A 24716-nucleotide genomic window follows, 5' to 3' on the forward strand; every position below is an offset into this window, starting at 1 on the left:
GAATACTGACGCTATGAGCGAACAAGACCACGTAGACTCCATCGTCCACGAACCGAGCCACGCGTTCGTCGAGTCGACGAACGTCTGGGAGTTCATGCAGGAATACGACATCGAAAACTACGACGAACTCATCGAGCGAACGACCACGGACCTGCCGGAGGAACCAGAATCAGGCGTCGAGTGGTTCTGGGACCTGCTCCCGGAGTACCTCGACATCGAGTTCTTCGAGGCGTACGACGAGGTCCGAGACGACAGTGAGGGGCCGCAGTTCACCGACTGGTACGCCGGCGGGACCATCAACGCCGCCCACAATGTCCTGGACCGCCATGCGGCGCGGGACAGCCCCACCCGCAACACGGTGGCGCTCATCTGGGAGGGCGAGCCCGGCGACGTGCGGGAGGTCACGTACCACGAACTGAACCGGCAGGCCAGCAAGGTGGCGAACTACCTGGAGTCCGTCGGCGTCGGCACCGGCGACACCGTCGGCCTCTATATGCCGATGGTCCCCGAAGTCGCGTCGATACTGTACGGCTGTCTCAAAGTCGGCGCGATTGCCGTGCCGATTTTCTCCGGGTTCGGCGTCGACGCGACGGCGACCCGCATCGCGGACGCCGAGTGTTCCGTCCTATTCACCGGTGATGGCTTCTACCGCCGGGGCTCGGGGGTCCAGCTCAAGGGCAGCGCCGACGAGGCCATCGAACAGGCTGGCGAGGAACTGGGAACGACGCCGGTCGAACACACCGTGGTCTACGACCGGCTCGGCATCGCGGACGACCCCGACGAGACGATTCGCTGGACCCGCCGCGACGAGTGGTGGGACGAGGCTATCGAGACCGCCGACGACGAGTACGCGGCGAAGGAACTCCCGAGCAATCAGGAGTCGATGCTGTTGTACTCCTCGGGAACGACCGGGAAGCCGAAGGGTATCGTCCACACGCACGCCGGCGCGCTCATGCAGGCGGCCAAAGAGATCTACTTCGGGTTCGACCACAAGCCGAGCGACCGCTTCTTCTGGGTGAGCGACATCGGCTGGATGATGGGGCCGTGGACGCTGCTCGGGAACCACGCCTTCGGCGGGACCGTCTTCATGTACGAGGGCGCGCCGGACCACCCCGAGCCGGACCGCTTCTGGGAGATGATAGACCGCCACGACCTCACCACCTTCGGCGTCTCACCGACCGCGATTCGGGCGCTCCGCAAGCAAGGCGACGAGTGGCTGGAGGGCCACGACCTCTCCAGCCTGCGGCTGCTGGGCTCGACTGGCGAACCCTGGGACCCCGAGAGCTGGCTGTGGTTCCACGAAAACGTCGGGAACGAGGACTGTCCAATCATCAACATCTCCGGCGGGACCGAGATAATGGGCTGTTTCCTCATGCCGATGCCGATACAGTCGCTCAAACCATGTACGCTGGGTGGTCCCGGGTTGGGGATGGACATCGACATCGTCGACCCCGACGGCGAATCCATCGCCGACACCCACGAGCGTGGCTATCTGGTCGCCCGGGACTCCTGTCCGTCGATGACCCGGTCGCTCTGGTCTGGCGACGAGCGCTACCTCCAAGAGTACTGGTCAACCTGGGACGACGTGTGGGACCACGGCGACTGGGCGCAGAAGGACGAGGACGGCCTCTGGTTCCTCCACGGCCGGGCCGACGACGTGCTCAACGTCGCCGGGCGGAAGGTCGGGCCGGCGGAGGTCGAGGGCGCGGCGATGGAACACAGCGCCGTCAATCAGGCCGCCGCCGTCGGTGCCCCGGACGACACCACTGGCACTGCCGTCGTCCTCTATACTGTTCTGGAGGCCGGCTACGAACCCGACGACGACCTCCGGGACGATATCCGCGCCGCCGTCGGCGAGGAACTCGGCAAGCCGTTCCGGCCCCGGGAGGTGCTGTTCGTCGACGAGTTCCCCAAGACTCAGAGCGGGAAGATCATCCGCCGGGCAATCGCCGGCGTCTACCGCGGCGAGGACCTGGGCGACATGTCCAGCATCGAGAACCCGGACGCACTGGACGAGGTCCGCGAGGCGTCGTAGTCAGCCCCCGACGGCGTCCTCGGCCGGCTTCTCCAGCCGGAGCAATCCAGGGAGCGCCAGCACCGCGAGGACGACTTCTGTCCCGCCGGCGACAAAGAACGCGACTGCGTAGCCGAACGCTCCCGCGACGGTACCGCCGATGAGGATGCCGGCGAGGAAGCCGACGCTACCGAAGATGTTGAACCCGGCCATAGCGGTCCCGCGCTCCGTCTCGCCGGCGAGGTCCGAAACGAGCGCCATTGTCGCCGGAGCCATCAGCGCGCCGATGACGCCGGTCAGTACCATCCCCGCACCGGCGATGGTGACCGTCGGAGCCTGCCCGACGCCGATAACGGTGAGTCCGTACAGCACGGACCCGGCGACAATCGGAGCCGTTCGACCGATGCGGTCCGAGAGCACGCCGAAGGGGTACTGCAGGAGGGCGAACGGCGCGAAAAACAGTGCCAGCATAACGCCGGTTTCGCCGGGCCCCAGTTCGAACGTCTCCCTGAAATACAGGGTCCCGACGAGCGCGAAAAAGCCCGCGGTGAGCCGGTCGATGAACCCGAAGGCGTACGGGACGCCGAGGGTCGGTCGCTGTTTGAGCCCGGACACGGTCGCAGCCAGGCCCGACCGCCCGTCCGACGGTGCGCGGTCGGTCACGAACAGAGCGGCCACTGCAACAACGAGCGACAGCGCGCTCGCCACGTACAGCGGGAGCGTGGTCTGGATTTCGTACAGTTGGCCGCCGAGTGGCGCGCCAAGCGCCGTTCCGCTGCCGATAGCGATGCCTGCCGCCCCCATGTTCTTGCCGTGGCCGCCGCCCAGGTCCATCAGCATCGTCATCGCCAGCGAGAACGCCGCGATGGTGGCTCCGCCCTGAAGCGCTCGCAGGACCAGCACGCCGGCAAACGGGAGCGAGACAGCGCCGGGGAGCCACGCAATGAGGGCGTATAGCACTGCGCCCGCGCCCGCCCCGCCGACGATGAACGGCGTGCGCCGTCCGGTGGCGTCGCTGAGCACGCCCCATACGCCAGCGAAGACGACGAAAGCCCCGAACTCAGCGGCCAGGAACCACATACTCGCGTTCAGGTCCGTCGTCGCACCCAGCGTCCGGACGAGTCTGTCGACGCCCGGATACAGCAAGACCTGCGCCAGTAAAACGGCGAAGATAACGCCCGCGAGAACGCCCCGGTCTGTGCGGTCCGTCACAGACAACGGATACAGCGAGCCGAGAAAAATAGATGTCGGACCCGAATACGTGACCCTACTCGTCGAACTCCACAACGACCGACTACAGAACAGCGCGTCCGCTAACTCGGCCCAATCCGCCTTACTCAGCGCTGTGCGGCGGAACGAACCCGCAGTTCGAACAGCCGTTGTGCTTCGTCGTCTGGTAGCTCAATTCCGTCCCGCAGTTCGGACAGTTGTACTGGTCTGAACTCATTCACCTACTGGTATTGTTCGACAGTACCTAAACCTTTTCTCGACAATCGTCTATAACGTTTTTCGGCCGGTTTGCGGGACGTAGCGAGGCTTAGACTGCAATCCACCGGATTGTGGGACGGATAATTACATCGTTCAGAAAGGATGAACAAGGGTCTAAAACGGGTATTGGTCGTCGCCTGTAGCCGTTGCCGCGCACATAACGACAGCCGTGTCTACTCTGTGCGTTTGACCACACCGGGTCCGGGATTGCTGCCGGCGCGGGATACATCGACTCTTGTCGAAGTGTTAGAGTGACAGTATTCAGTGCCGAGGGGGGCTTCTGTACTCCGGGGGTCAGCTATCGGAGACCACTCGTCTCGGTCGACAGACGGATTCGGCCGTGTATTTACTGTTTGTCGTGGCGAACGTCGCTACTGAGACAGCAAGGGAAATAACAGTACGGAATCAGCGTCGTTCCGTGGCCGCTTACATATAGCCGAGGTCGCGCAGGCGCTCCATCAGGTCTTCCTTGTCCTGGGCGCGGCCGGCGCGCTCGGTCGTGTTCGCCATGTCCTGCAGCCAGGCGGGCTCCTCGGCGGACTTGTCGGTGCTGACCTCGCTCCCGAGCGAACGGAATCCGGCGAAGTACTTCGGCGAGACCGGCACGTCTTCCTTCTCGATGCCCTCGGGCAGGTCGTCCTGGCCCTGCGGGACGTAGCCGTCGTCCGGGTAGCCTTCGACCGTGTCCGGGACGACGAAGTTCCAGAAGGCCTCCCACACGTCGGCTTCCGCGAACTGGAGAATCGACTGGATGCGGTCGTGCGGCGGGTAGATGTCCGGGTCGTGACGCGGCGAGAAGAACGTCTCGTCGGCGCGGGACTCCTGCTCGTCCCAGCGGATGCCCGACAGGATGCCGTCGACGTCGTGCTCCTCGATGGTGTCGTTGAGCGCCACCGTCTTCAGGAGGTGGTTGCCGACGTAGGTGTCGAGCAGGAACGGGAACGTGTCCTCTTCGTATTCGAGGATGTTCCGAATGTGGTGCTGGTTGTGCTCGGAGAGTTCGTCGACAGGGATGTCGTCACCCGGTTCGAGACCGTTCTCGTCGACGTAGTTGCCCACATCCTCGTTGCGGGCCCAGATGACGTCGAGGTCCCACTCGTCGGCCCAGTGCTCGACGAAGTCGATGAGTTCGTCGAAGTGCTGGTAGTGGTCGATGAAGACGACCGGCGGGACTTCGAGGTCGAAGCGGTCGGCGACCTCCTTGACGAAGTACAGCGTCAGCGTCGAGTCCTTGCCGCCGGTCCACATCACGACAGGGTTCTCGTACTCTTCGAGGCCGGTCTTCGTGACCTCGATAGCCTTCTCGATCTTGTGGTTGACAGTCGGGTACTCTTCGGGGTCTTCGCCTTCCCCGTCAGTGTAATCAACGTCCAGATAGTCCGGGAACTCTGCTGATTCGGACATAGTGTAATGAGATATAATTACGAGTGCCAAGTACTTTTTGGATGGCCGACAGGTGTGTGAGGCGGTGGCAAATAAAACGGCGGCCGCGCCCGTTCAGGTCACTCGGGTTTTTTGCTGCCGGCGCGAAAGGCGTGGTATGGACGACCGCCCAACCCTTCCGGCCCGCCTCTTTCACCGCTGGCTGTTGCGCTATGTCCCTGTAGCCGCGCTGATCCTGATCGTCAGTGGACTCCTCGGGTACGGACTCGGCAGCCAGGTACCCGCCGAATGGCTTCAGAACCCCGGAACGACCGGCGAGAATCCCTTCATGCCGGCTGAGCTAACGACAGTCTCACTGACCGTTAACAACCTCGGGGCGTTGCTCGTGATGGCACTCGGCGCTATCTCGCTCGGTTCGATGACGGTCCTGTCGCTCGTCTTGAACGGCCTGCTCATCGGGGTCGTCGTCGGTATCGCACTCAAGCAGGTCTCGCCCGTCGTCGTCGCCGCACTCATCGTTCCACACGGCCTCATCGAAATCCCCGCACTGCTCATCGTCGCCGCCGTCGGGCTTCGGTTCGGGTGGCGCACGATACAGTACATCCGTGGCCGCACAAACGAACTGGTTACTGGACAGGATCTCCGGGAAGCCGGCTGGCTGCTTGCAACGGCCGCCGTACTAATCGTGATTGCGGCCTACATCGAAGCGAACCTCACAATCGAAATCGCGTCACGGTTCACGGACGCCGATCTCTCGGGCATCACGCCAGCGTAGCGGTTCGGACCGTCCGCTATTCGGTGTTGAGCTACGGCTCGGCAAAATTGAATCCGTGACCGGACGCTCCGCAGGCCGCGTTACGAGATGAACTCGTTGTCGCGCCAGTTGACGCCCTCTTCTTCCTCGCCGTCGCGGGGTTCCTCTGCAACGTTGATCGCGGCGGGCCGCTCTTCCCCATCGACGATGCGGACGGCTTCGAGTTCCTCGTCGACCGCCGCAATCGCCGTCAACGTTCCTTTCTCAGCGACTTTCGCGACCTCACACAGAACCTCGAACATCGCGTACTGGAGCGCGGTGTTCTGGAGCACGGTCTCACGGTCGCCCTTGAAGCAGGCGTACTCAACGAGTTCGGACTCAATCTCTTCCTCTTCCTCTTCGAGTGCGCCCCACTGTGGGCCACCGCCGGAACTCCCGGTACTCGCGGCTCCGGGCGGTCCCATCTCGTCGGGGTCTTCCTCGTACACCCGATTCTCCGTGACGCTGGCCTTGAGCTGGGCCGTCGGGGTGTACTTGCTCATGGAGTCGTCTTTGGCGACGGCGCTGACGATTAGCGTATTGTTTCGACGGGTGATGTCGATGTCAGCGATTTCGGGGGGAAGGTCCGGATCCTCGAAGAAATCGTAGGCGTCTTCCAGTGGCAGTTCAAGTGTCGAGTGAAGTCTGTATACGCGGCTGGTCATGGTTGGGGAAGCGTGTATCAGTCGTCGAAGGCCGTCCGCTGACGCTGTAGTCACTACTCCATAGGGGCCACTTGCTTATATGACCTGTCCTTCATTCGCGGTTTCACCGCTCTATATCAGGCAATATATCAGGCGTATGTTAAAGGTATTTACAGACCTTCTAGCAGGCCATATGCTAATGGTATTCAGTGCCTACTAGTCGTCCGCAGGCGTGGCATCGCCGTCCTCCAGGTCGACATCCGCTTCAATACTGGGCGGGTACTTCCCGCGGTCGAGTTTCAGGTCCGACTGCGGGCGCGCCATGCAAGTCAGTGCGTAGTTCTCCCGTTCACGGTCGGTCAGTCCGCGGGCGGCAGGCTGCGTGACCGATCCCTCAATGATTTCCGCCGAACAGGCCAGGCACATCCCCACGCGGCAGGAGTACTCCTGGGCGATACCCTCCTCGATACACCGCGAGAGAATCGTCTCCTTCTCGGAGACGGTGATTTCCTCGCCCGTCCCCACGAACGTCACCGTGTACTCGGTCATGCTCGGCCCTTTGACACCCCCCAGCAAAACTCTTTATCACCGCTGTCCCGGAGCGAAACGGACCGCTGTCCGTCAATGCCGCATGACGCACCCGTAGTCGGCTGTGCATCGCAGAAATAGTTACAGCAGTTCTGAAACCCGTAGTCGGAATAATTTTCTCTCTCCGGGCAGGACGGGAGTGCATGACCACACACCAGGACGACAACGCCGGCGGAGCGTCGGCGACTGCACGGACCGTTTCCGTGGACGTTGTCGTCGTCGGGGCCGGGACATCCGGCTGTTACGCCGCCGCGACTGTCGCAGACGCGGGCTACGACGTCGTTGTCGTAGAGCGAAAAGACGAGACCGAGGCCGGCCACATCGCCTGTGGGGACGCGCTCAAGGGTGCCAGCGACTTCCCTGAAGCGATTCCGAAGTCACAGCTCGAACCGGCGTTTACCAACACAGATGTCGACCACGGCCGGTTCGAGATACCACAGGAAGACACCGTCCTCGAAATCCCCGTGCCGGGCGAACTCGCCGTCATCGACCGCTGGGAGTACGGTCGCTGTCTCATCGAAGGGGCAAACAACAGCGGCGTGGAGTTCCATTACGACACGGTCGTTCAAGACGTGTTGCAGGACGACAGCGGCCGTGTGACCGGCGTGAAAGCCATGCGGAAAGGCGACCCCGTCACGTACGAGGGTGACATGGTCATCGACGGGGCCGGCGCGCTCTCGATTCTGCAGGACAAGACCGACCTCGAAGACGCGACCTTCGACACGAACGTCCAGTACTCGCAGTTTTGCTCTGCCTACCGGGAGATTATCGAGGTTGACGAGCCGGTCGAATGGGACGACGCGCTCGTGTTCAAGCCGACCGAGCGCTCCGCCGGCTACCTCTGGTACTTCCCGCGTACGGACACGGAGATCAACGCCGGTCTCGGCTTCCAGATGAACGAGGAGCCGATGGAACTGGTCGACGACCTCAAGCGCGACCTGCAGGGCCGAAGCGAGTTCGAGGGGGCGGAGGTACAGGATAAACTCGGCGCTGCGCTGCCGACGCGCCGGCCGTACGACTCCGCCGTCGCGCCCGGGTTCATGGCCGTCGGGGATGCCGCTGGACACGTCAATCCAACCACCGGCGGCGGTATCGCCGGTGCGGCCTACGCCGGGACCTACGCCGCCGAACAGGCTATCGAGGCTATCGAATCCGGCCGGACGGACGACGAAGCCGCGCTCTGGGAGTACAACGAGCGCGTGATGGAGCACTTCGGCGCCCGGTACGCGGCGCTTGACGTGTACAACATCTTCACCACCGCCTACGACGTCGACGACCTGATGGCGCTGCTGGCCGCGTTACCCGGCGAGAAGCTCGCCGAGGCGCTGTACGGCGGTTCGACCAGTATCGGGCTCGGACTCAAAATCAAGATGGCAGTCAAGAGCATCGGCCACTTGGGGACCATCCGGGACCTCTACCAGACGAAGAAAGCTGCCGACCGGCTGCTGGAGCATTACGAATCCTATCCAAGCGACCGCAGCGGCTTCGAGGCCTGGCAGCGCGAGCGCGACTCGATTATGGACGATATCTACGACGTCACTGGCGCAGAGCCCAAGTACTGACGCGGCGGTTCGTTGCGTCTTCCGGCCAAGTCTGATATTCTGGCGCGGGGTTGCCAGCAGCAGCGACGGCGTTTCGAACAGCTATCCGGAGAGTAGTTGCTGAAATCGTGAACTATAGTTCTGAACAACAAGTTTTATTATTTAACAACATGATATCAAAATGAAGTCACACTGGGGTCGGTCGACCGGGGGGTCACCGAGACGGAGACAGCGTGTCGACCGTCGCCCGAGTGGGGGTCAATCATGCTAGCACGCAGATTCCAATCCGACGATAGTGCAGTCTCGCCAGTTGTTGGTGTCATTCTAATGGTTGCAATAACAGTGCTGTTGGCGGCGACAGCAGCGACGTTCTTCCTCGATTTCGGGTCTGGGAGTCTCGGCCAAAGCGCGCCACAGGCGGCGTTTACGTTCGATTACGACGCGGGTAGTCCCGACAGCCTGACAATCGAACACCGGAGCGGCGACTCGATCCGGGCCGGAAACCTGTACATCACCGTTAGCGGGGCTTCAACCGCCAACGGACAGCACGATTTCCCGAGTCTCGGCGGCGCACCGGCGGCCGGTTCGGAAATCACAGCCGGGTCGAAGGTGACGTTTTCGAAAGCCGCTGATCTCTCGGATGCAACGGTCACGCTGAACTGGAAGTCGCCGGATAGCGGCAAATCGATCCAGCTCGCCAGCTGGGAAGCGCCGTAGCGTATTCACTCACTCAGTTGGCTGATCGCTTTGCTGACGACGTCGATACCGATTGCCAGTGAATCCTCGTCGACGTCGAACGTGGGCGTGTGGTGGCCGCCGGGGTGGTCGGTACCGATACCGACGAACGTCGCCGTGCCGCCGCGGTCCTGGACGCGGTCCATCAGGTAGGTCGCGTCTTCGCTCCCGCCGAGGTCGTCGGTCCGAAGGCGGCTTGTGACGCCGGGAACTGATTCTGCCGCGTCGTACACCACGCCCGCGAGTACCTCGTCGCTCACCGCACTCGGCGCTTCTGCGGTCGTCTCGATGGCGACCTCGCAGTCGTGCATCTCGGCTGCGGATGACATGACGGTGTCCGCCCGCTCGCTCATGTACTCCTTGAGCGCGGTCGTCTCACCCCGGACTTCCCCTTCCAGCGTCGCTTCCTCGGGGACGATGTTCGTGGCTGTGCCACCCTCGACGACCCCGGCGTTGACCCGCGTCGCGCCGTCGCCGTGCCGCCGAATCGCGTGGAGGTTCTGCACGGCAGTTGCCAGCGCCTGGACGGCGTCCCGCCCCTGTGCCGGATGTCCGCCGGCGTGGGCTGTCTCACCGGTGAACGTCGCTTTGAACTGCCGAACGGCCAGAAATCCGCCGACCCCGGCGACAATCTCACCGGTCGGATGGTCGAGACCGATATGTATCGCCAGCAAGTGGTCCACGTCGTCGAGATGACCGCTTTCGGCGACGGCCTTCCCGCCGCCGATGACCTCTTCGGCCGGCTGGAAGACGACTTTGAACGTTCCCCTGAAGTCACTCTCTTTCACTGCCTCCAGCACGCCAAGGCCAATCGTTGCGTGGGCGTCGTGTCCGCAGGCGTGCATATACCCCTCGTTGGCTGAGCGGAACTCCTCTGTCGCCGGGGCGTGTGTCACGCTGTCTGACTCCGTTATCGGAAGCGCATCGATGTCGACCCGGAGCGCGACGGTCGGCCCATCGCCCTGTTCGAGCACAGCGAGGGCACCGGTGAATCCCCCGGTGGCGGCCTCCAGCACGTCCTCGCGAGCCCCGGCCTCTCGGGCCTTCGCCTGCCAGTCTTCGAGTTCATCAGCGTCCGGGACTGCCATCCGCGCGTCGCCGTCCACGACATCCTGACCGAGATGCAACTGGTCGACGCCGATACGTTCGAGTTCGTCGACGATGCGACTGGTGGTGTAGAACTCCCGCCACGCGGGTTCAGGGTAGCTGTGTAGGTCACGTCGAACGGACCTGAGCCGTTCCTGTTGAGACTCGTTCATGCCGGCGAAACGGGGCACAGTTACTTATAAGAATCCACAGGAGCGGACGACAGTCACTCCGGCCCTACGACCCGCTGCCGACCTGCGTCCGCTGTTCGACGCCGGCCTCGACGTGGATGGCGTTCGGGAAGGTTCGCTGAGTAACGTTCCGAGCGAACTCCTCGTACCCGACGATCTCTATCGTCCGGGTGTAGACGGTGTGGGTCCAAGACTCGAAGCGGCCGCCGCTTGGCCCCAGTGACTTCGACTGTGGAACCCGCAGTTCCTGTGGTTGCTTTGGATGCGGGCCTTTGAGTTCGACCCCTTTCTGTTCGGCGCTCTCTTTGATCTCTGTGACAATGTCCTCGAGGCGGTGTCGGTCCCCACTGGTGAACGTCAGCGTCGTGACGAAGGGCATCTGTAGACGAACACTCAGCCGCGAGTGACAAAAGGCCATCTGTTTCCGTTGTGTCTCCGATATTCTCTTAAGTAGCGGTGTCATAAAATCCGATAATGATAGAGGCCACGAGCGCGGGAGCCATCCTCTTTCGCGATACGCGTGGCCGGCGGGAGTACCTCCTGCTCAAGAGCCGACCCGGCGATTGGGAGTTCCCCAAGGGCGGCGTCGAGGGCGAGGAAGAACTCCAGCAGACCGCCATACGCGAAGTGAAAGAGGAGGCCGGAATCGGCGATTTCCGGCTTTTAGACGGGTTCCGCGAAGACTACGACTACGTGTTCGAGGCGAACGGCAACACCATCCACAAGACGGTCCACCTGTTCGTCGCGAAATCGTTCGAAGCGTCAGCCGAACTGTCCACAGAACACCGCGACCTGCAATGGCGCGACTACGAGCAGGCCATCAACACGGTCACGCAGGACGGTCCCCGCGAGATACTCGAACAGGCAGACGAGTTCCTCGACGAGCGAGCGGACGACGAGGAGTAGAGGGAGAGCGGACAGCACCCAGCCCGATTCACGGAGCACCGACGTGGCCATCTGGTCAGCGATGGCTTTACCGTCGCTTGATGACGAAACTGGATGTTCTCTCCGACGAATACAGATCCGCTCAAGTGACATATGAACTAACAGAATGGCATCACTTTCTGTGGTATCCTGCCCGACAGTTCGCCCATATATGTAATACAAGCTACTAATACCGCGATATCAGCCGCAGCTAAGCTATTTACGGGCATAAATGTGTTTTATGAATAATCTCTAATTCAATACTAACAGTATTTTTAAATACGATAAGCTTACAGTTTGCAAAGAGGCATCCAAAATGTTAGAAGACGGACTATCGTACCCAATGCAAGGCGACAGTTGGATAGCACAGATGTTGATCGGCGGCGTACTGCTGGTGTTCTTTTTCCTCTTGATTCCGGTGTTCGCGTTCAACGGCTATTTGCTTCGCGTGATCGGAACGACGGTTGAAGGTGAATCCGAGCCACCCGCCTGGGACGACTGGGGTGAACTCATCATCGACGGCATCAAGTTCAGTATCGTCGGTCTCGTGTACTCTATCGTTCCCATAGCTGTCATCTTCGGTATCGGCAGCGTCCTCCTCGGGTTGGGTGGCGCTGCTGGCGACTCTGGCGGCGGAATCATCGCCGGCTTCGGGTTCATGACGATCCTCCTCCTGATTCCAGTAATGTTCCTCATTTACTATATTGTCCCGGCAGCACTCGCCAATATGGCGGTCGAAGGCAGCCTTGGAGCGGCGTTCGACTTCTCATTGCTGAAAAACGTCGTTCTCACGAGCGACTACTTCATCGCAGTCCTGATGCCGATTGTCGTTGGCATCATCACGAACCTCATCAGCAATATTCTGGCGATTACTGTCATCGGACTCGTTCTCGTTCCGTTCGTCACCTACTACGGGCAGGTCGCCGTCTTCCGTATGTTCGGAACGGCATTCGCAAGCCAGACGAACAAGAGCGCACAGCAGGTAACAGGTCCGACCACGTCAGCCTAACCCAGCAGTTCTTACGCGGCCGGCTATTTTTTCGAGATACGTGACATCGAGTGGTGGAGCCGATTCAGACTCCGAGTTCGCCTTCGAACTGGCTGTCTGTCAATGGGTCGAACGAGCGTGGGCGCCGTCCGACGACGCGGCGGTGCTGGTCGCCAGACAGTTCGGGACGAAACACCGCCGCTGGGACACGATTGTGCTGGAGTGTGACCCCGACGGACTCTGCGAGCGAGCGAAGTTCGGGGCGGAGCCGTTCGACTCGGACCTCCTGCACGTCCTGCAGAACGCGCCGGCCGGCTGGACGTACTACCGCGATGCGCTGCCTGACCCGGGCTATCCGTGGCGGTACGTCCGAGAGTCGATTCACGAGGCGGCCGACCGGGACGCCATCGAGACCCGAAAGCGGGGTAACCGCATCGAAATCCGTCGGGTACGCCCGTATCCGGACTGGGTCCGACGGATCGTCGCTATCGAGAACAAGCCCGATCTCACTGCCAGCGCCGCCAGAAATCTCGTCCCACAACTACAGCGGGACATCGCCTTATCGCTGGCCGACGAGGTGTGGGTGGCGACGGCGGCGACCGACGAGCGCGTCGAGCCGATCCTGCTGGCTGACTTGCCGGCAGCCGCCGGCGTGTTGACAGTCGACCCAGAGATAGGCACGGCCGAGGCGGTCTGGCAACCGCGGTCGCTGTCGGTTGACGACCCTGGAACGCGCATTCTGGACCGACCGGACGACGACACCAGCGCGGCGCGGTTCGAGTACGCGAGTCCCGATTGGAAGCACGAGCGGCGGCTCGCCATCGCTGAGCGGGCGTATGCTCGCGGGTGGCGCGCGTACGTGGACACGATGCGTCCCGACTGCCGGCACTTCCAACTCAGCGCCGACGAAACTGGCGTGTATCCCCACTGCGCGGCGAAAGAGTGTCTCCCGACGGCCGCGGAGTGTCGGGGCCAGTGTCCGTCCTACGAGCCGGAGCCGCCGGCGTGGCGGTCGATGGCGTGGCCGCTCGACGGCGGTCCGGGCAAAGCGATACAGCGGGTGTTAGCACGGCGTCGTCGCCGCCAGCGGCCGGGACTGTCGGAGTAGCGGACCGACACCGCGGCCGGGCTGTCAGAGTAACCGACCGGTACTGTGGGACGCACTCACTCCTCGGATAGCTCGATGTCCAGTTCGTCCCGGGGAACGGCGAGCCTGAACGTCGGCACCGTCTTCTCAACCGTCTCCACGATACCTTTGTCTGCGAGGCTGCGGAGCGCGGAGCGAACATCGTCGGTGTCGCGGTCCTCGCCGACCTCGCGGAGGGCGTGTAACACGGCGACGACGCTCTGGCTCTCCTCGTCCGGCCCGGCGATCACGTCGACGATAGCCTGCTGAAGCGTGGTGACCGTCACCGTCTGTATCCGTTCGGAGTCCTCCCCGTCGATGAGCGTCGTCGCCTCCGGCGTCGCACAGATGAGGCTGTTGTCGTTGCGGTAGTAGTACTCCTTGAGTTCGGATTCGAGGTACTGGTGCACCTCGCTCCCGCTGTCCATGTCCCAGCGCTCCTGCAACTCGCCGTTTTTCGTCGGCTGGAGTTCGACGATGTCGGCGAGTCGCTCGCGGGCATCCTCCGAGAGGGTCATGGCCCGTCGGTACGACGACCACGTATTTCGGTGTTCTGAATCCCGATCATTCGTGTCTGAGCGCGTCGATGGGGTCGACCCGGGCCGCCCGCCAGGCCGGGTAGAGGCCGGCCACGACGCCGACAAGGACGCCCACGGCGACCGCGAGCGCCATCCACAGCGGCGCGAGTGAGAACGTGACCTCGGCGTACCGAGTCGCGCCGTAGCCGACGAGGAGTCCGAGCGGGACGCCGAGCAGCGAGCCAATCGTCCCGAGCAGTGCGGCCTCGACGAGGAACACCTGCATTACATCGCGGTTGCGCGCCCCGACGGCTTTCATGATGCCGATTTCGCGGGTCCGTTCGGTCACGCTGACGAGCATCACGTTGGCGATACCGATAGCGCCGACGACCAGCGCGATGACGGCGATGCCGGTGACGAAGCGCGTGATGCGCTCGATGACGTCGCTGATTTCCTCGACGAAGTCGTTGCCCGAGCGAGCGACCAGTTCCGTGTCGTCGGCCGACAGCGACCGCGCATCAGAATTACCGGAGAGGTACGTCTGAATCGCCGACTGCGTTTCCGGAATCGCCCGAGGGTCGACGACGAGGGTCACCTGCGGGTACGCGCGCTGTCGCACGCCCGCTGAAAGACTCTCAACGACGGAGTCGTAGAACGGGTCGATGGGGACGTACACCCGCGGCTGGCGGGCGAACTCGCTGACCGGGACCTCGCCGCGGGTCCCGTTGACGACGCCGACGACTGTGACGTTGCGCTCGCCCCCGTCGGGCATCGTCATCGTGAGTCGCTCGCCGGTCGTGAGGTTCTCGGAAAACGACCTCGCCATGCGCTCGTTGACGACGACGGCCTCCTCGTCGGTTTCGAAGGAGCGTCCGTCGACGAGGACCCCGTCGTTGATGCTGGCCGGCCGTATCGCCGTGACCTGCTGTCTAGCGAGGGTCTGGTCCCCGTGCCGTACCGATTGCGTCTGGACGATGCCCCGCGGGAGTACCGCTTGTACTCCGGTAATCCCCTCCAACTGCTGAATGTCGTACTCGGTAAACACCGGCTGAAGCGTCCGGTCGAAGTCGTCGTCGCCCGACGGCGTCCCGAACACGTAGATGTTGCCCGCGTTCGATGTCTCGATGTCGCCGACGATTTCCGCCTCGACGCTGGCCCCGAACGTGGCGAAGGTGATGACCGACGCGATGCCGATGACGACGCCGACTACTGTCAGCGCCGAGCGGAGCTTGTGGGCCCTGATAGACCGGAGCGTGATGCACACGCTCTCGCCGGTGTCCATCAGTCCTGCCCTCCGGAAACGTCCTCGACGGACTGGATGTGGCCGTCCTCGACGTGGACGATGCGCTCCGCCCGCTCGGCGACGTGGCGCTCGTGGGTCACCAGCAGGAACGTGTTGCCCGCTGCGTGGAGGTCGTCGAACAGGTCGAGTATCTGTGCGCCGGTGTCCGTGTCGACGTTGCCGGTGGGCTCGTCGGCGAGAATCAACGCCGGGTCGGTCGACAGCGCGCGGGCGATGGCGACCCGCTGGCGCTGGCCGCCGCTGAGTTCCGAGGGGACGTGGTCGGTGCGGTCGGCGAGCCCCACCTTCGAGAGCAGTGACACCGCCCGCTCGCGGCGACGAGCGCGGTCCCAGCCGTCGAAGACGAGCGGCAGGGCGACGTTCTCCACCGCGGACAGTCGCGGCATGAGATTGAACGTCTGGAAGACGAAGCCGACCTCAGTCCCGCGGATGTCGGCCCGTTCGGCCTCGCTGGCCGCCGAAACGTCCTGTCCGTTGACGACCACCTGTCCCGACGACGGCGTGTCCAGCCCGCCGATGAGATTCAGGAGTGTGCTCTTGCCGGAGCCGCTCGGTCCCATAACCGCCGTGTACGACCCTGCCGACAGGTCCAGGCTCACGTCGTCCAGCGCCGTCACCGTCCCGCCGAGGTCGTACTGCTTGCTGACGCCCTCGACGCGGACGGTCGTGTTCGCTGACTCGCTCACGGACCGATGTACGGACTGGACGGCAATGAGGGGTTCGCCGGGCCCAGGTTTCGCCGGATACAGTCCGCGCTCTGACAAGAAGAACCCACTTACCGTTCCAGTCCTAAGACCGGACAATGACAGCCGATACCGGACGGAGACTGGCTATCGTCGCGGTGTTCGTCACCATTGGACTACTGGCTGCTGGGGCGGTCGCCGGCGTGTCCGGCCTCAGCGAGATGGGGCAGCCGTCCGGCGACGACGTGCTCGACCGGACCGAGCAGCGCTACGACGCAGCTGAGACAATTACCGGAACGGCGACGGTGAGCGTCGCGAACGACTCGGTGTCGAAGACCGCTACGGTCGAGTACGCTGCCGCTGAGCCCAACAAGACGTGGGCCGCCGTCACGAGCGAGAACCGGTCCTACGAGATGGGGACGAACGGGACCGTCGTCTGGGCGGTCGGCGAGAACCAGTCCTACGGCCGCGAACTGCCCGAGGACCCGGCGGCGATGAACGACACGACGGACCCGGTTCCCGAGGAGAACGTCACCGCGACGCTCCGGGGGACCGATGAAGTCAACGGCGAGTCGACGTACGTTCTCGACCTGGAACCGACCAACGAGAGCATCGACGCGCCGAACACGACGCTGTGGGTCGACACTGAGGACTACCGCGTCCACAAGCTGACCACTGACGACGGGACCAACCGGACGGAACTCACCGTCGAGGAGACAAACTTCAACGTCAGCATCGACGACAGCCAGTTCGCCCCACCGGCTGACCGGGTCGCCGTCACGACCGTCGAGAGGTACGACTCCTACGACGCGGCCCAGTCCGCGACGGAGATGGACCTGCCCGAATACGAGAACGGGACCTTCGAGGAAGCCCGGTACATCAGCCGGCCCGAGAGTACGGCTGTGGCCCAGCAGTACAACGCCGATGGGGAGAACGTGACGGTTCTGTCTGCGACCGGCGCGTCGAGCTATCTGGCCGATGCGGAGAACGGGACGGCGGTACAGGTGAACGGCCAGAACGCGACTGCAATCGAGCGCGACGACAGTGCTGTCGTCTACTGGACCGAGGACGATGTCACGACCGGCGTGGTCGTCGAGGGGACGACCGACGAGGCCGTCGCCGCGGCTGAAGAACTGTAGCGACGCCCGCTGACTTTCTACGTTCTACAGGCCGTCCAGCGTCGCCTGAACTGACGCCCAGTGGCTCCCTTTCCAGAAGTACTGTCCGCAGTCGGTACAGCGCCAGACCGTCTCGTCGTCCGTATTCGGTGCGTACTCCGGCGTCGGTTCCACCGGATCGACCTGTTCGACCGGCCCATTGCAGACGCCACAGTGAGCCGGCTCCGAAGCGAGTGAGAGGTTGAAGCCGGCATCGGCGAGTTCCCGCAACTGGTCCTCGACTGCCCGCTCGATGAGGAGCAGGCTCTCGGGTGCGCGGGCGGCGAGGTCGCTGTCCCGAGTAATCACAAGCCGGTCTTCGCGTTCGGCGAGGGCGAGGAGGTCATCGTCGGCCTCGGCGTCCCGATCTAGCGCGTACGCCGTGTCGTAGCCGCACATCCGCAGATAGGTGGCGAGCTTGCCGAGCATCGCATCGAGCACGAGCCGGTCGCTTGGGGAATTCTCAGGCATCGAGGAACTCGCGGAGGCCCTCGGCGTCGCGGGTGTTCAGCACGTCGTCCGTCTCGGCCCAGCCCCGCCGCGCCGTGTGGACGCCGTAGCGCAGAAGTTCGAGGTCGCGTGGGCTGTGTGCATCGGTGTTGATGACGATTGCTGCCCCGGCCTCGACGGCCTGCTTGACCGCGCCGCCGCCGAGGTCCAGCCGGGCCGGGTTGGCGTTTATCTCCAGCGCCGTGTCGTTGTCGGCGGCGGCTGTTGCGAGACGCTCGATATCAACATCCAGCCCTTCCCGGCGGTTCAGATAGCGCCCCGTCGGATGGCCGATGACGTTCACGTCGGGGTGTTCCGCTGCGGCGACGAGGCGGTCCGTGCCGTCCCCGTCCAGCGCGGCATGTGGCGAGGCGACGACCACGTCCAGTTCCGCCAGCAAGTCGTCGGCAACGGAGATACTGCCGTCCGCGGCGATGTTGGCCTCGACGCCGGAGAACACGTCGATGTCGGCGTCCGCCGCGACCGATTCCACCTCGGCCAACTGTTCGCGGAGTTTCTCGTCCGGGACGCCGACGCCGCCGACCATCCCCGGTCCGGTCGCGTGGTCCGTGACAGCGAGGTAGTCGTGGCCGAAGTCGGCCGCGCCCGCGACCATTTCTGCGATGGTGTTGCCGCCGTCCGACCAGTTCGTATGGGTGTGGATATCGCCGCGGACCTCGCCCTCGGCGAGGAGGTCGGGGAGCGACCCGTCGGCGGCGGCTTTGACCTCACCGCGGTTCTCGCGGAGTTCCGGCGGCACCCAATCCATGCCCAGCGCGTCGTACACTGCGTCCTCGGTCTCGCTGGCCACCAGTTCGCCGGCCCGCTGGCCGTCGTCCTCGACGCCTTCGACATCAAACACGCCGTACTCGTTGACTTTGAGGTCCCGTTCGATAGCGCGGTTGCGGACCGCCACGTTGTGGTCCTTGCTCCCGGTGAAATACTGTAGCGCCGCGCCGAACTCCGAGGGGTCGACGATTCGCAGGTCGACCCGCACGTCGTCCGCGTAGGCGCTCGCTTTCGTCTCGCCGGACTCGATGACCCGGTCGAGCCCGTCCCAGTCGGTGAACCGCTCGACGACGGCCTCGGGGTCGGTGCTTCCGACGAGTACGTCCACGTCGCCGATGGTCGGTCGCCAGCGGCGGATCGACCCACCGAGCGCGCACTCGGCCACGGCGTCGCCGCCGGCCATGAAGCTCCGAATACGGTCGCCGTACGGCCGGGCCTCGCCGAGCAGCGACCGCTCGTGGGCCTCGCGGGCGAAGTCGAGATTGTCGAGGATGTTCTGCTCCGTTTTCGCGCCGAAGCCCGAGACTTCCTGTATCTCGCCGGCCTCGGCGGCTGCTTCCAATTCGTCAAGGGTAGTGATTCCCAGCGCCTCGTACAGCGAGCCGACGGATTTCGGTCCCACGCCCTCGACCGCCGTGAGAGCATCCATCTCGACGGGGAGTTCCGCGCGGAGTTCGGTTAGCTCCTCGATTTCGCCAGTGTTGACGTATTCAACGACCTTCGAGGAGATAGCGTCACCGACGCCGTCGATCTCGCCGACGCTGTCCTCGCCCTCGGTGGCCAGCCCCTCGATCGCCCCGGGGAAGTCCCTGATGTTCTCGGCTGCCCGGCGGTAGGCTCGGGGCTTGTACTCCACCCCTTTCGCGTCCAGCAGGTCGGCAAACTCTTCGAGCAGTGTCGCGATTTCGTCGTTCCGGCTCATGTTAGTAGCTCCGCCCGGCACGACCCGTGCCGGAGTCCGCGTCCTCGTGACCCAGTGCTTTCTGGAGGAACTTCATCCAGCGCTTCCTGTCGGCCGTCTCCTGGGTCTGCGCTTCCTGTTCGATGTTGGCCGCACCGAGCTGTTCGAGCGCGTTGAGCGCCCGGTCGATACCGATGATGGCCGTGGCAAGCTCTTCGCCGCGCTCGTAGCTCACTTTGTTGTCCTCGATCCGCTGCTTGCGCTGGAGGCGCTCGCGCCGCAGGTTCTTTTTCGCCTGCTCGACGCGTTCGCGCTCGCCCCGCGGAATCGTCTCCCGACGCTTGATTTCGAAGACGAACGACTGGAGTTCGATCTCCTCGCCCTGCACGGTGATCTCATCGGGGATATCCGCACCGACGGTCGCGCTGTCGCGTTCGATGCGCTCCAGCAACTGTTTGCGCTCGAACTCTTTCACTACCGGAGTGTTAGACCGGGGTGCCCTTACCCGCTTCGCCAAGCCACCGGCGGTGTTTGCACGGAACTTCCTGTCTTGGATCGGCCACGCGTCCCTATCCTGTCCCCCAGTTTCGGGGGAGATCCATCCCGTGGTCTCGACTAAGAGAGAACGAAGTCGGCGATATCTTTTTCATGGTTTCTGTCGTTCTCATTGTACGAGAGTCCTACTGTCCCCCTCGCCTATTACATGACTCTAACGTTCGAACCGCTTGACGACCGCCCTGGACTTGCGGTTATTGATCAGATCGAGCGCCAGCGCTACCGGATACACACGCCGACCCCCGTCGCGCCCAGGGAGGCAGCGACCGACATGTTCCAGTATCCGGTCGGGGACGCTGTCCGGATACAGACACGCGCTATCGAACTTCCGACAGTGGTCATGGTGTACGTCCGTGACGATGCCGGAGCGATAGCCGCCGAGGTCGCCCAGTTCGAGTCGGAGACGCTGCCGGCGGACGACTACGTGCTGGACCCGCTGACGCAGATCAAGACGTATATGCGGGTCGAAGACACCGCGGTAGAGGTCACCGTCGACTCGGGCCGGACCCGCATCGAGTTCGACGCTCCGGTAGACCTGCTCATCGGCGCTCGGTCCCAGCACGACCGGCCAGCAGCCACGGTCACGACGACTGAGCAACCGACAGACGTGATGGTCGCAGTCGAGACCTTCGGGTCGGCGCTCAAGGCTCACGACCCCGAGCGCTCTTATCCGACGCTTCGCGGCCACCCACCGGCGCTTGAGATCGGTGACAGTCTGGCTATCCCGTCGGATATCGACAGGCCGGATACCGGTGTCACACTCGAATTACCGCCCGACCTCCCGTCGATCTTCGTCGCCGCACCGCTTGCGTACTATCTCGGAGCCTCACTCGTCCCCGCATCCGAACCGCGGCTCACGACCGACACGGGATTTACGTACTCGCTTGATACCGCACGGGGCTTCGAATCCGAGGTCGGACGCACGCTCAAACGTCTCTTCTTTCTCGATTGTGTCACGCGAACCGAGGGATTCCACCAGATCGACTTGCACGAGCGAGCGGCCATCGAGCCGTACGTCGACCTCGACTTCCAGTCGCTGTATCAGCAGCCGCTGGCGGAGCAGGTCGCCGCCTATCTGCAGGTCCCGTACGACGTCATCGAGGACCATATCCCGAAGTGGCGGCTGACGACGCACATCGACCCGGTGCCGGCGAACGCGGAACAGCTCCCGTACGTCGTCGACGACCTCGCTATCGTCCGAACACACCAGCGAGAGCAGCTGGAGCAGGCGAGCGTTCCGGCGGAAGTCGAGGCCGAGTTCACCCGGGACGATGTCATCACCCGCGCCGCGAGTTCCGATGCTGCGACCGCTCCATCCGAGGCGGACTACGTCGAGCCGCAGGCCGAGGACTCACTGGAACAGGCCTGGATCGGGGACAGTATCCCCATCGGTGCGAGCAAGCTGACCAAAGCGGCGTTCGAACACCGGCTCGACCGCGACACGAACGCCGAGGACATCACGATTCGCGTCGTCCAGAACGACGCTCGCATGGACGAGGAACGGCAGGTCGTCGACGACGTGTACGGCACCCGCGACGACTTGCCGTTCGATGTCACGGTCCACGACGACCTGACGACGGCGGAGCTCAGGACCGTTCTCACGACCGACGCGGAGTTCTTCCACTACATCGGCCACACCGAACACGACGGCTTCGTCTGCCGCGATGGCAAGCTCGACGTGACGACAGTCGACTCGGTCGGTATCGACACCTTCCTGCTGAACGCCTGCAACTCCTACAACCAGGGGTTAGCGCTCGTCGAAAAGGGCGCAATCGCTGGCATCGTCACGCTTAACGAAGTGCTGAACGACGGCGCGGTTCGCATCGGTCAAGCGGTTGCTCGACTATTGGATTCTGGCTTCCCCCTCCGAGCAGCGCTTACTATCGCACGCGGTGAGAGTGTTCTTGGCGGGCAGTACATCGTTGTCGGCGACGGCGGTGTGACAGTTGCACAAACAAATGGCGGGATGCCGAACCTGCTAGAGGTTCAAACCAGTGAAACCGGCTATAGCGTAGAGATGAAGGTTTATTCTACAGATCATAAAGCATTAGGGGCCATTATTTTTCCACACATTACGAGTTCTGAGAAGCATTACTTAGTACCGGGTAGAATAGGTCCATTCAATCTTTCCAGTCAGGAGCTAGAAGAGTTTCTGCAGATGCAACAAATACCGGTTAGAAATAGTGGGAATCTGTATTGGAGTGATTCGATAGATCTGAGCTCTATACATTGAGTATTTGCGCCAACTAATAATTCCGTTAACACGAAGGAACCGCTCGATTGGAATAACTTGCTCTTCCTTTATGGACCAGGGTATGCACTATTATTAGCTGCTGCAGTCCCCGCCTGTGACAGTAGCATCAGGAGGGTGAACAGTGCGCCGGCCATTTTCGGGTGCTCTGCGAGGTATTCGCGCATGGTAGTATCGGACATGATACGATTTTGATGTAGGTGGGGAAATAATTAAATTTATCTGAATTGTACCTACATATTATATATTGTATTAAGTATAGAATTAAAAGATAAATCCGGGAATCTACACATATAAGACTTGAACCGACCATATGGCGGTCAAGTAACACAGACGGGTGAAACGTTCAGAAGAAGGCCCACAGCGATACACCTCATCAGTAGCGTTTAGTAGACTGGTTTGTAACTACTGGTCAGGATTAGGTATTGATGCCTAGATGGGATTTGCCTGACTATTATTTGAAATATATACGTCCTGCTGGCTCGCTTCGGGGACCAGACGTAGGGGGGTCGGGGTATACAACAATCACTACCGGCCTGACTGAATGGCTGATTGCGTTCGACTGCTGTACTATCGACAGCACCGTGAGAGAAAATGACTTCTGAGGAGCAGTGGCAGCTCGAGGATAAGATAGTGGAACTCTCCAGCGAGGCCATCAGCGGAAGCCGCCGCGCGACGACGCGTCACACACCGCTTCTCCGGACCGAATCAGCGGATCAACACGACGAAATGCAGACAGAGGTACCGATTCCGCTGGCGAAGGTCGAGCAGTCCCAGCAGTGTACCGTGTTGCACGTCGACGACGACCCACAGGTCGGTGAACTGGTCGAGATGTATCTCGAACGCATCAACGACGACTTCGACGTCGTGACGAAGACCAGCGCCGTCGCCGCGCTCGATTTCCTCCGGACCGAGCAGGTCGACTGTATCGTCAGCGACTACGACATGCCAAACACCGACGGGCTGGAGTTTCTGGAACTCGTCCGCGAGCAGTACCAGGACATCCCGTTCATTCTGTTCACTGGCAAGGGTAGCGAGGAGATCGCGAGCGAGGCAATCGCGTCGGGCGTGACGGACTACATGCAGAAGGGAGGCCGGTCAGATACGTACGACGTCCTCGCCAACCGAATCGAGAACGCCGTCGAGCAACACCGCACCGAACAGCGGTTCTGGAACGCCCTCTCGTGGTATCAACGGCTCGTCGAACAGGAGCTCGCGGGCGTCTGTATCATTCAGGACGGGACGTTCGTCTACGTGAACCAGAAGCTGGCCGACATTTTCGGCTACGACCAGAGTGAGCTCATCGACGAATCACCGACTATACTCACTCCAGAGGGCGACGAAAGCCAGTTCCCCGGCTCACTCCGAACCGCAGAGTCGGACGAGCTTGACACGTTCCATTCGGAATTTGCGGGGCAACAGGCCGACGGCGAAACGCGCACCACCGAGGTGTCCGGCGGGTCGATCGAGTACGACGACGAACCGGCGTGGATCGGCGTGCTCCGGGACGCTGAAAGCAACCCCGACATCGGCGAATGAGCCGCTGCGTCGCGAAACCCGTCACAGACTGACAGCCGACAGTATAAGCACAATCCCTTTCCACCGCCCACTCCTACCGTAGGACAATGTCGGAGTGCGATGCCTGTGGAAAGCAGGAGAACATGCCGTACCAGTGTGGGCACTGTGGCGGGACCTACTGTTCGGAACACAGACTGCCCGAGGCCCACGATTGCCCCGGACTGGATAACTGGAGCGATCCGGGCGGCGTGTTCGACAGCGGGTTCGACGAGAGTGTAAACACTGGCCAGACCTCCGGGGGCGGCGGCGTCGCCGACCGGCTCGGTATCGACACCGGACCCGGCGGCCCGCTGGCGTACTTCCGGGGGAACGTCACGTACCTGTTCCTGGCGATCATGGGGATCGTGTTCATCCTCGAACACGTCGTCATCCTTTCCCTCGGTCGCGAAGCGTTCCAAACGCTGTTCATTCTCCATCCAGACAATCCGGAGTACGTCTGGACCTGGGTCACGTCGGTGTTCTCACATGCCCCCTTCGGGTTCTATCACATTCTCGGAAACGGGATTATCATATACTTCTTCGGCCGACTCGTCGAGCAGCAGATCGGGTCGAAGAAGTTCGCGATCTTCTTCCTCGTGTCCGGTGCGCTGGCGGGTCTCGGACAGATCGCAATTCAGACCGTGCAGGGAACCTCTGCTGGCGTCCTCGGAGCCAGCGGCGCGGCACTGGCGATTATGGCGTTCCTGACCGTCCTGAAACCCGATCTCCGCGTGTACCTGTACTTCCTGATCCCCGTTCCGATCTGGGCGATCACCGGCTTCTACTTCCTGTTGAGCATCTTCGGGTCGCTCAATCCGATGGGGGCCGGACTGCTCGGCGGCAATATTGCCCACCTCGCGCACCTCATCGGCCTCGTCATCGGGCTCTGGTACGGCCAGAAGATCAAGGGGCAGACCCGGATGCCCGGCCAGATACAGTTCGGTGGTGGCGGTGGCGGCGGCCCAGGCGGCCCCGGTGGACCGGGTGGTCCCGGCCGCCGTCGTCCGTGACG

Annotated in this window: 24 protein-coding genes; 11 read left to right on the plus strand and 13 right to left on the minus strand. The window is 62.6% G+C overall.

Annotated elements, in window-relative coordinates:
• The first annotated feature begins 13 nt into the window (after positions 1-13).
• Entirely contained in the window at positions 14-2035 is a 2022-nt protein-coding gene (locus tag VI234_RS11135) for an AMP-binding protein (protein WP_336330046.1), read from the plus strand.
• On the opposite strand, the gene VI234_RS11140 is transcribed toward VI234_RS11135, so the two are convergent.
• On the minus strand, positions 2036-3226 hold the full coding sequence (locus VI234_RS11140; RefSeq protein WP_008309498.1) for an MFS transporter: 1191 nt from the start codon (positions 3224-3226) through the stop codon (positions 2036-2038).
• A gap of 702 nt (positions 3227-3928) precedes the next feature.
• Positions 3929-4906, minus strand: a complete 978-nt coding sequence (locus VI234_RS11145) for a phosphoadenosine phosphosulfate reductase family protein (protein ID WP_008309493.1) — start codon at positions 4904-4906, stop codon at positions 3929-3931.
• A gap of 136 nt (positions 4907-5042) precedes the next feature.
• Here VI234_RS11145 and VI234_RS11150 point away from each other — a divergent pair, with 136 nt between their 5' ends.
• Positions 5043-5660, plus strand: a complete 618-nt coding sequence (locus VI234_RS11150; RefSeq protein ID WP_008309491.1) for a stage II sporulation protein M — start codon at positions 5043-5045, stop codon at positions 5658-5660.
• A gap of 80 nt (positions 5661-5740) precedes the next feature.
• Here the strand turns inward: VI234_RS11150 and VI234_RS11155 are convergent, their stop codons facing one another.
• Positions 5741-6343 carry a DUF7110 family protein gene (locus tag VI234_RS11155; protein WP_008309489.1) on the minus strand — a complete coding sequence of 201 codons (603 nt, stop codon included), beginning with the start codon at positions 6341-6343 and terminating at the stop codon, positions 5741-5743.
• Between the two features lie 195 nt (positions 6344-6538).
• Positions 6539-6871, minus strand: coding sequence for a 2Fe-2S iron-sulfur cluster-binding protein (locus VI234_RS11160; RefSeq protein WP_008309487.1), 333 nt, complete (start codon positions 6869-6871; stop codon positions 6539-6541).
• 182 nt (positions 6872-7053) lie between these two features.
• Here VI234_RS11160 and VI234_RS11165 point away from each other — a divergent pair, with 182 nt between their 5' ends.
• A complete protein-coding gene (locus VI234_RS11165) occupies positions 7054-8472 on the plus strand; it encodes a geranylgeranyl reductase family protein (RefSeq protein WP_008309486.1) in 1419 nt (472 codons plus the stop codon).
• A gap of 243 nt (positions 8473-8715) precedes the next feature.
• The gene (locus tag VI234_RS11170; RefSeq protein ID WP_080504302.1) at positions 8716-9168 is read left to right on the plus strand and encodes a type IV pilin; all 453 of its coding nucleotides are present in this window, start codon (positions 8716-8718) and stop codon (positions 9166-9168) included.
• A gap of 5 nt (positions 9169-9173) precedes the next feature.
• On the opposite strand, the gene VI234_RS11175 is transcribed toward VI234_RS11170, so the two are convergent.
• Both VI234_RS11175 and VI234_RS11180 read right to left on the minus strand, forming a co-directional pair.
• The gene (locus VI234_RS11175) at positions 9174-10445 is read right to left on the minus strand and encodes an amidohydrolase (RefSeq protein WP_336330047.1); all 1272 of its coding nucleotides are present in this window, start codon (positions 10443-10445) and stop codon (positions 9174-9176) included.
• Positions 10446-10509: 64 nt separating this feature from the next.
• Complete coding sequence (locus tag VI234_RS11180; protein WP_008309480.1) at positions 10510-10842, minus strand: uS10/mL48 family ribosomal protein; 333 nt, start codon at positions 10840-10842, stop codon at positions 10510-10512.
• Between the two features lie 95 nt (positions 10843-10937).
• Between VI234_RS11180 and VI234_RS11185 the strand changes: the two genes are divergently transcribed.
• The 3 genes from VI234_RS11185 to VI234_RS11195 all read left to right on the plus strand — a co-directional run bounded on the left by VI234_RS11185 (position 10938) and on the right by VI234_RS11195 (position 13483).
• Complete coding sequence (locus VI234_RS11185) at positions 10938-11369, plus strand: bis(5'-nucleosyl)-tetraphosphatase (protein ID WP_008309479.1); 432 nt, start codon at positions 10938-10940, stop codon at positions 11367-11369.
• Positions 11370-11730: 361 nt separating this feature from the next.
• Positions 11731-12396 (plus strand): DUF4013 domain-containing protein, encoded by a 666-nt coding sequence (locus tag VI234_RS11190; RefSeq protein WP_239642283.1) that lies wholly within the window; start codon positions 11731-11733, stop codon positions 12394-12396.
• A gap of 40 nt (positions 12397-12436) precedes the next feature.
• Positions 12437-13483: a DUF5787 family protein gene (locus VI234_RS11195; RefSeq protein ID WP_336330048.1), complete on the plus strand. Its 1047-nt coding sequence runs from the start codon at positions 12437-12439 to the stop codon at positions 13481-13483.
• Positions 13484-13539: 56 nt separating this feature from the next.
• Here the strand turns inward: VI234_RS11195 and VI234_RS11200 are convergent, their stop codons facing one another.
• Genes VI234_RS11200 through VI234_RS11210 form a run of 3 tightly spaced genes read right to left on the minus strand, consistent with a single transcriptional unit; the run spans position 13540 to position 16008 of the window.
• Positions 13540-14019, minus strand: coding sequence for a DUF5797 family protein (locus VI234_RS11200; protein WP_008309476.1), 480 nt, complete (start codon positions 14017-14019; stop codon positions 13540-13542).
• A 46-nt stretch (positions 14020-14065) separates the two neighbouring features.
• Positions 14066-15301 (minus strand): ABC transporter permease, encoded by a 1236-nt coding sequence (locus tag VI234_RS11205; RefSeq protein WP_336330049.1) that lies wholly within the window; start codon positions 15299-15301, stop codon positions 14066-14068.
• A complete protein-coding gene (locus tag VI234_RS11210) occupies positions 15301-16008 on the minus strand; it encodes an ABC transporter ATP-binding protein (RefSeq protein WP_336330050.1) in 708 nt (235 codons plus the stop codon). Before VI234_RS11210 ends, VI234_RS11205 begins: the two co-directional genes overlap by 1 nt.
• A 116-nt stretch (positions 16009-16124) precedes the next feature.
• Between VI234_RS11210 and VI234_RS11215 the strand changes: the two genes are divergently transcribed.
• The gene (locus VI234_RS11215; RefSeq protein ID WP_336330051.1) at positions 16125-17144 is read left to right on the plus strand and encodes a LolA family protein; all 1020 of its coding nucleotides are present in this window, start codon (positions 16125-16127) and stop codon (positions 17142-17144) included.
• Between the two features lie 24 nt (positions 17145-17168).
• Here VI234_RS11215 and VI234_RS11220 read toward each other — a convergent pair whose 3' ends face one another.
• From VI234_RS11220 to VI234_RS11230, 3 genes are read right to left on the minus strand one after another with little or no spacing between them, the layout of a single operon-like run.
• Positions 17169-17633 carry a Mut7-C RNAse domain-containing protein gene (locus VI234_RS11220; RefSeq protein ID WP_336330052.1) on the minus strand — a complete coding sequence of 155 codons (465 nt, stop codon included), beginning with the start codon at positions 17631-17633 and terminating at the stop codon, positions 17169-17171.
• Positions 17626-19362: a DNA polymerase/3'-5' exonuclease PolX gene (gene polX, locus VI234_RS11225; protein WP_008309471.1), complete on the minus strand. Its 1737-nt coding sequence runs from the start codon at positions 19360-19362 to the stop codon at positions 17626-17628. The genes VI234_RS11220 and polX overlap by 8 nt, the downstream gene beginning before the upstream one ends.
• Position 19363: 1 nt before the next feature.
• Positions 19364-19816, minus strand: coding sequence for a DUF5788 family protein (locus VI234_RS11230; RefSeq protein ID WP_008309469.1), 453 nt, complete (start codon positions 19814-19816; stop codon positions 19364-19366).
• A gap of 228 nt (positions 19817-20044) precedes the next feature.
• Between VI234_RS11230 and VI234_RS11235 the strand changes: the two genes are divergently transcribed.
• A complete protein-coding gene (locus tag VI234_RS11235; RefSeq protein ID WP_336330053.1) occupies positions 20045-22129 on the plus strand; it encodes a hypothetical protein in 2085 nt (694 codons plus the stop codon).
• 68 nt (positions 22130-22197) lie between these two features.
• On the opposite strand, the gene VI234_RS21290 is transcribed toward VI234_RS11235, so the two are convergent.
• Complete coding sequence (locus VI234_RS21290; protein ID WP_423747918.1) at positions 22198-22329, minus strand: DUF7503 family protein; 132 nt, start codon at positions 22327-22329, stop codon at positions 22198-22200.
• 412 nt (positions 22330-22741) lie between these two features.
• On the opposite strand from VI234_RS21290, the gene VI234_RS11240 reads away from it, so the two are divergent.
• Entirely contained in the window at positions 22742-23686 is a 945-nt protein-coding gene (locus VI234_RS11240; RefSeq protein ID WP_336330054.1) for a response regulator, read from the plus strand.
• Between the two features lie 86 nt (positions 23687-23772).
• On the plus strand, positions 23773-24714 hold the full coding sequence (locus VI234_RS11245; RefSeq protein WP_336330055.1) for a rhomboid family intramembrane serine protease: 942 nt from the start codon (positions 23773-23775) through the stop codon (positions 24712-24714).
• The last annotated feature ends 2 nt before the right edge of the window (positions 24715-24716 follow it).

The sequence above is a fragment of the Haloarcula sp. CGMCC 1.2071 genome (assembly GCF_037078445.1).
Classification (GTDB): Archaea; Halobacteriota; Halobacteria; order Halobacteriales; family Haloarculaceae; genus Haloarcula; species Haloarcula amylolytica.

Excerpts from the sequence above, each read along its gene's own strand:
- VI234_RS11150 (WP_008309491.1), top strand. The coding sequence starts at position 5,043 with ATGGACGACCGCCCAACCCTTCCGGCCCGCCTCTTTCACCGCTGGCTG.
- VI234_RS11245 (WP_336330055.1), top strand. The coding sequence starts at position 23,773 with ATGTCGGAGTGCGATGCCTGTGGAAAGCAGGAGAACATGCCGTACCAG.
- VI234_RS11160 (WP_008309487.1), bottom strand. The coding sequence starts at position 6,871 with ATGACCGAGTACACGGTGACGTTCGTGGGGACGGGCGAGGAAATCACC.
- VI234_RS11240 (WP_336330054.1), top strand. The coding sequence starts at position 22,742 with ATGACTTCTGAGGAGCAGTGGCAGCTCGAGGATAAGATAGTGGAACTC.
- VI234_RS11180 (WP_008309480.1), bottom strand. The coding sequence starts at position 10,842 with ATGCCCTTCGTCACGACGCTGACGTTCACCAGTGGGGACCGACACCGC.
- VI234_RS11145 (WP_008309493.1), bottom strand. The coding sequence starts at position 4,906 with ATGTCCGAATCAGCAGAGTTCCCGGACTATCTGGACGTTGATTACACT.
- VI234_RS11190 (WP_239642283.1), top strand. The coding sequence starts at position 11,731 with ATGCAAGGCGACAGTTGGATAGCACAGATGTTGATCGGCGGCGTACTG.
- VI234_RS11205 (WP_336330049.1), bottom strand. The coding sequence starts at position 15,301 with ATGGACACCGGCGAGAGCGTGTGCATCACGCTCCGGTCTATCAGGGCC.
- VI234_RS11235 (WP_336330053.1), top strand. The coding sequence starts at position 20,045 with ATGACTCTAACGTTCGAACCGCTTGACGACCGCCCTGGACTTGCGGTT.
- VI234_RS11170 (WP_080504302.1), top strand. The coding sequence starts at position 8,716 with ATGCTAGCACGCAGATTCCAATCCGACGATAGTGCAGTCTCGCCAGTT.
- VI234_RS11185 (WP_008309479.1), top strand. The coding sequence starts at position 10,938 with ATGATAGAGGCCACGAGCGCGGGAGCCATCCTCTTTCGCGATACGCGT.
- VI234_RS11220 (WP_336330052.1), bottom strand. The coding sequence starts at position 17,633 with ATGCCTGAGAATTCCCCAAGCGACCGGCTCGTGCTCGATGCGATGCTC.
- VI234_RS11135 (WP_336330046.1), top strand. The coding sequence starts at position 14 with ATGAGCGAACAAGACCACGTAGACTCCATCGTCCACGAACCGAGCCAC.
- VI234_RS21290 (WP_423747918.1), bottom strand. The coding sequence starts at position 22,329 with ATGTCCGATACTACCATGCGCGAATACCTCGCAGAGCACCCGAAAATG.
- VI234_RS11155 (WP_008309489.1), bottom strand. The coding sequence starts at position 6,343 with ATGACCAGCCGCGTATACAGACTTCACTCGACACTTGAACTGCCACTG.
- VI234_RS11175 (WP_336330047.1), bottom strand. The coding sequence starts at position 10,445 with ATGAACGAGTCTCAACAGGAACGGCTCAGGTCCGTTCGACGTGACCTA.
- VI234_RS11200 (WP_008309476.1), bottom strand. The coding sequence starts at position 14,019 with ATGACCCTCTCGGAGGATGCCCGCGAGCGACTCGCCGACATCGTCGAA.
- VI234_RS11165 (WP_008309486.1), top strand. The coding sequence starts at position 7,054 with ATGACCACACACCAGGACGACAACGCCGGCGGAGCGTCGGCGACTGCA.
- VI234_RS11215 (WP_336330051.1), top strand. The coding sequence starts at position 16,125 with ATGACAGCCGATACCGGACGGAGACTGGCTATCGTCGCGGTGTTCGTC.
- polX (WP_008309471.1), bottom strand. The coding sequence starts at position 19,362 with ATGAGCCGGAACGACGAAATCGCGACACTGCTCGAAGAGTTTGCCGAC.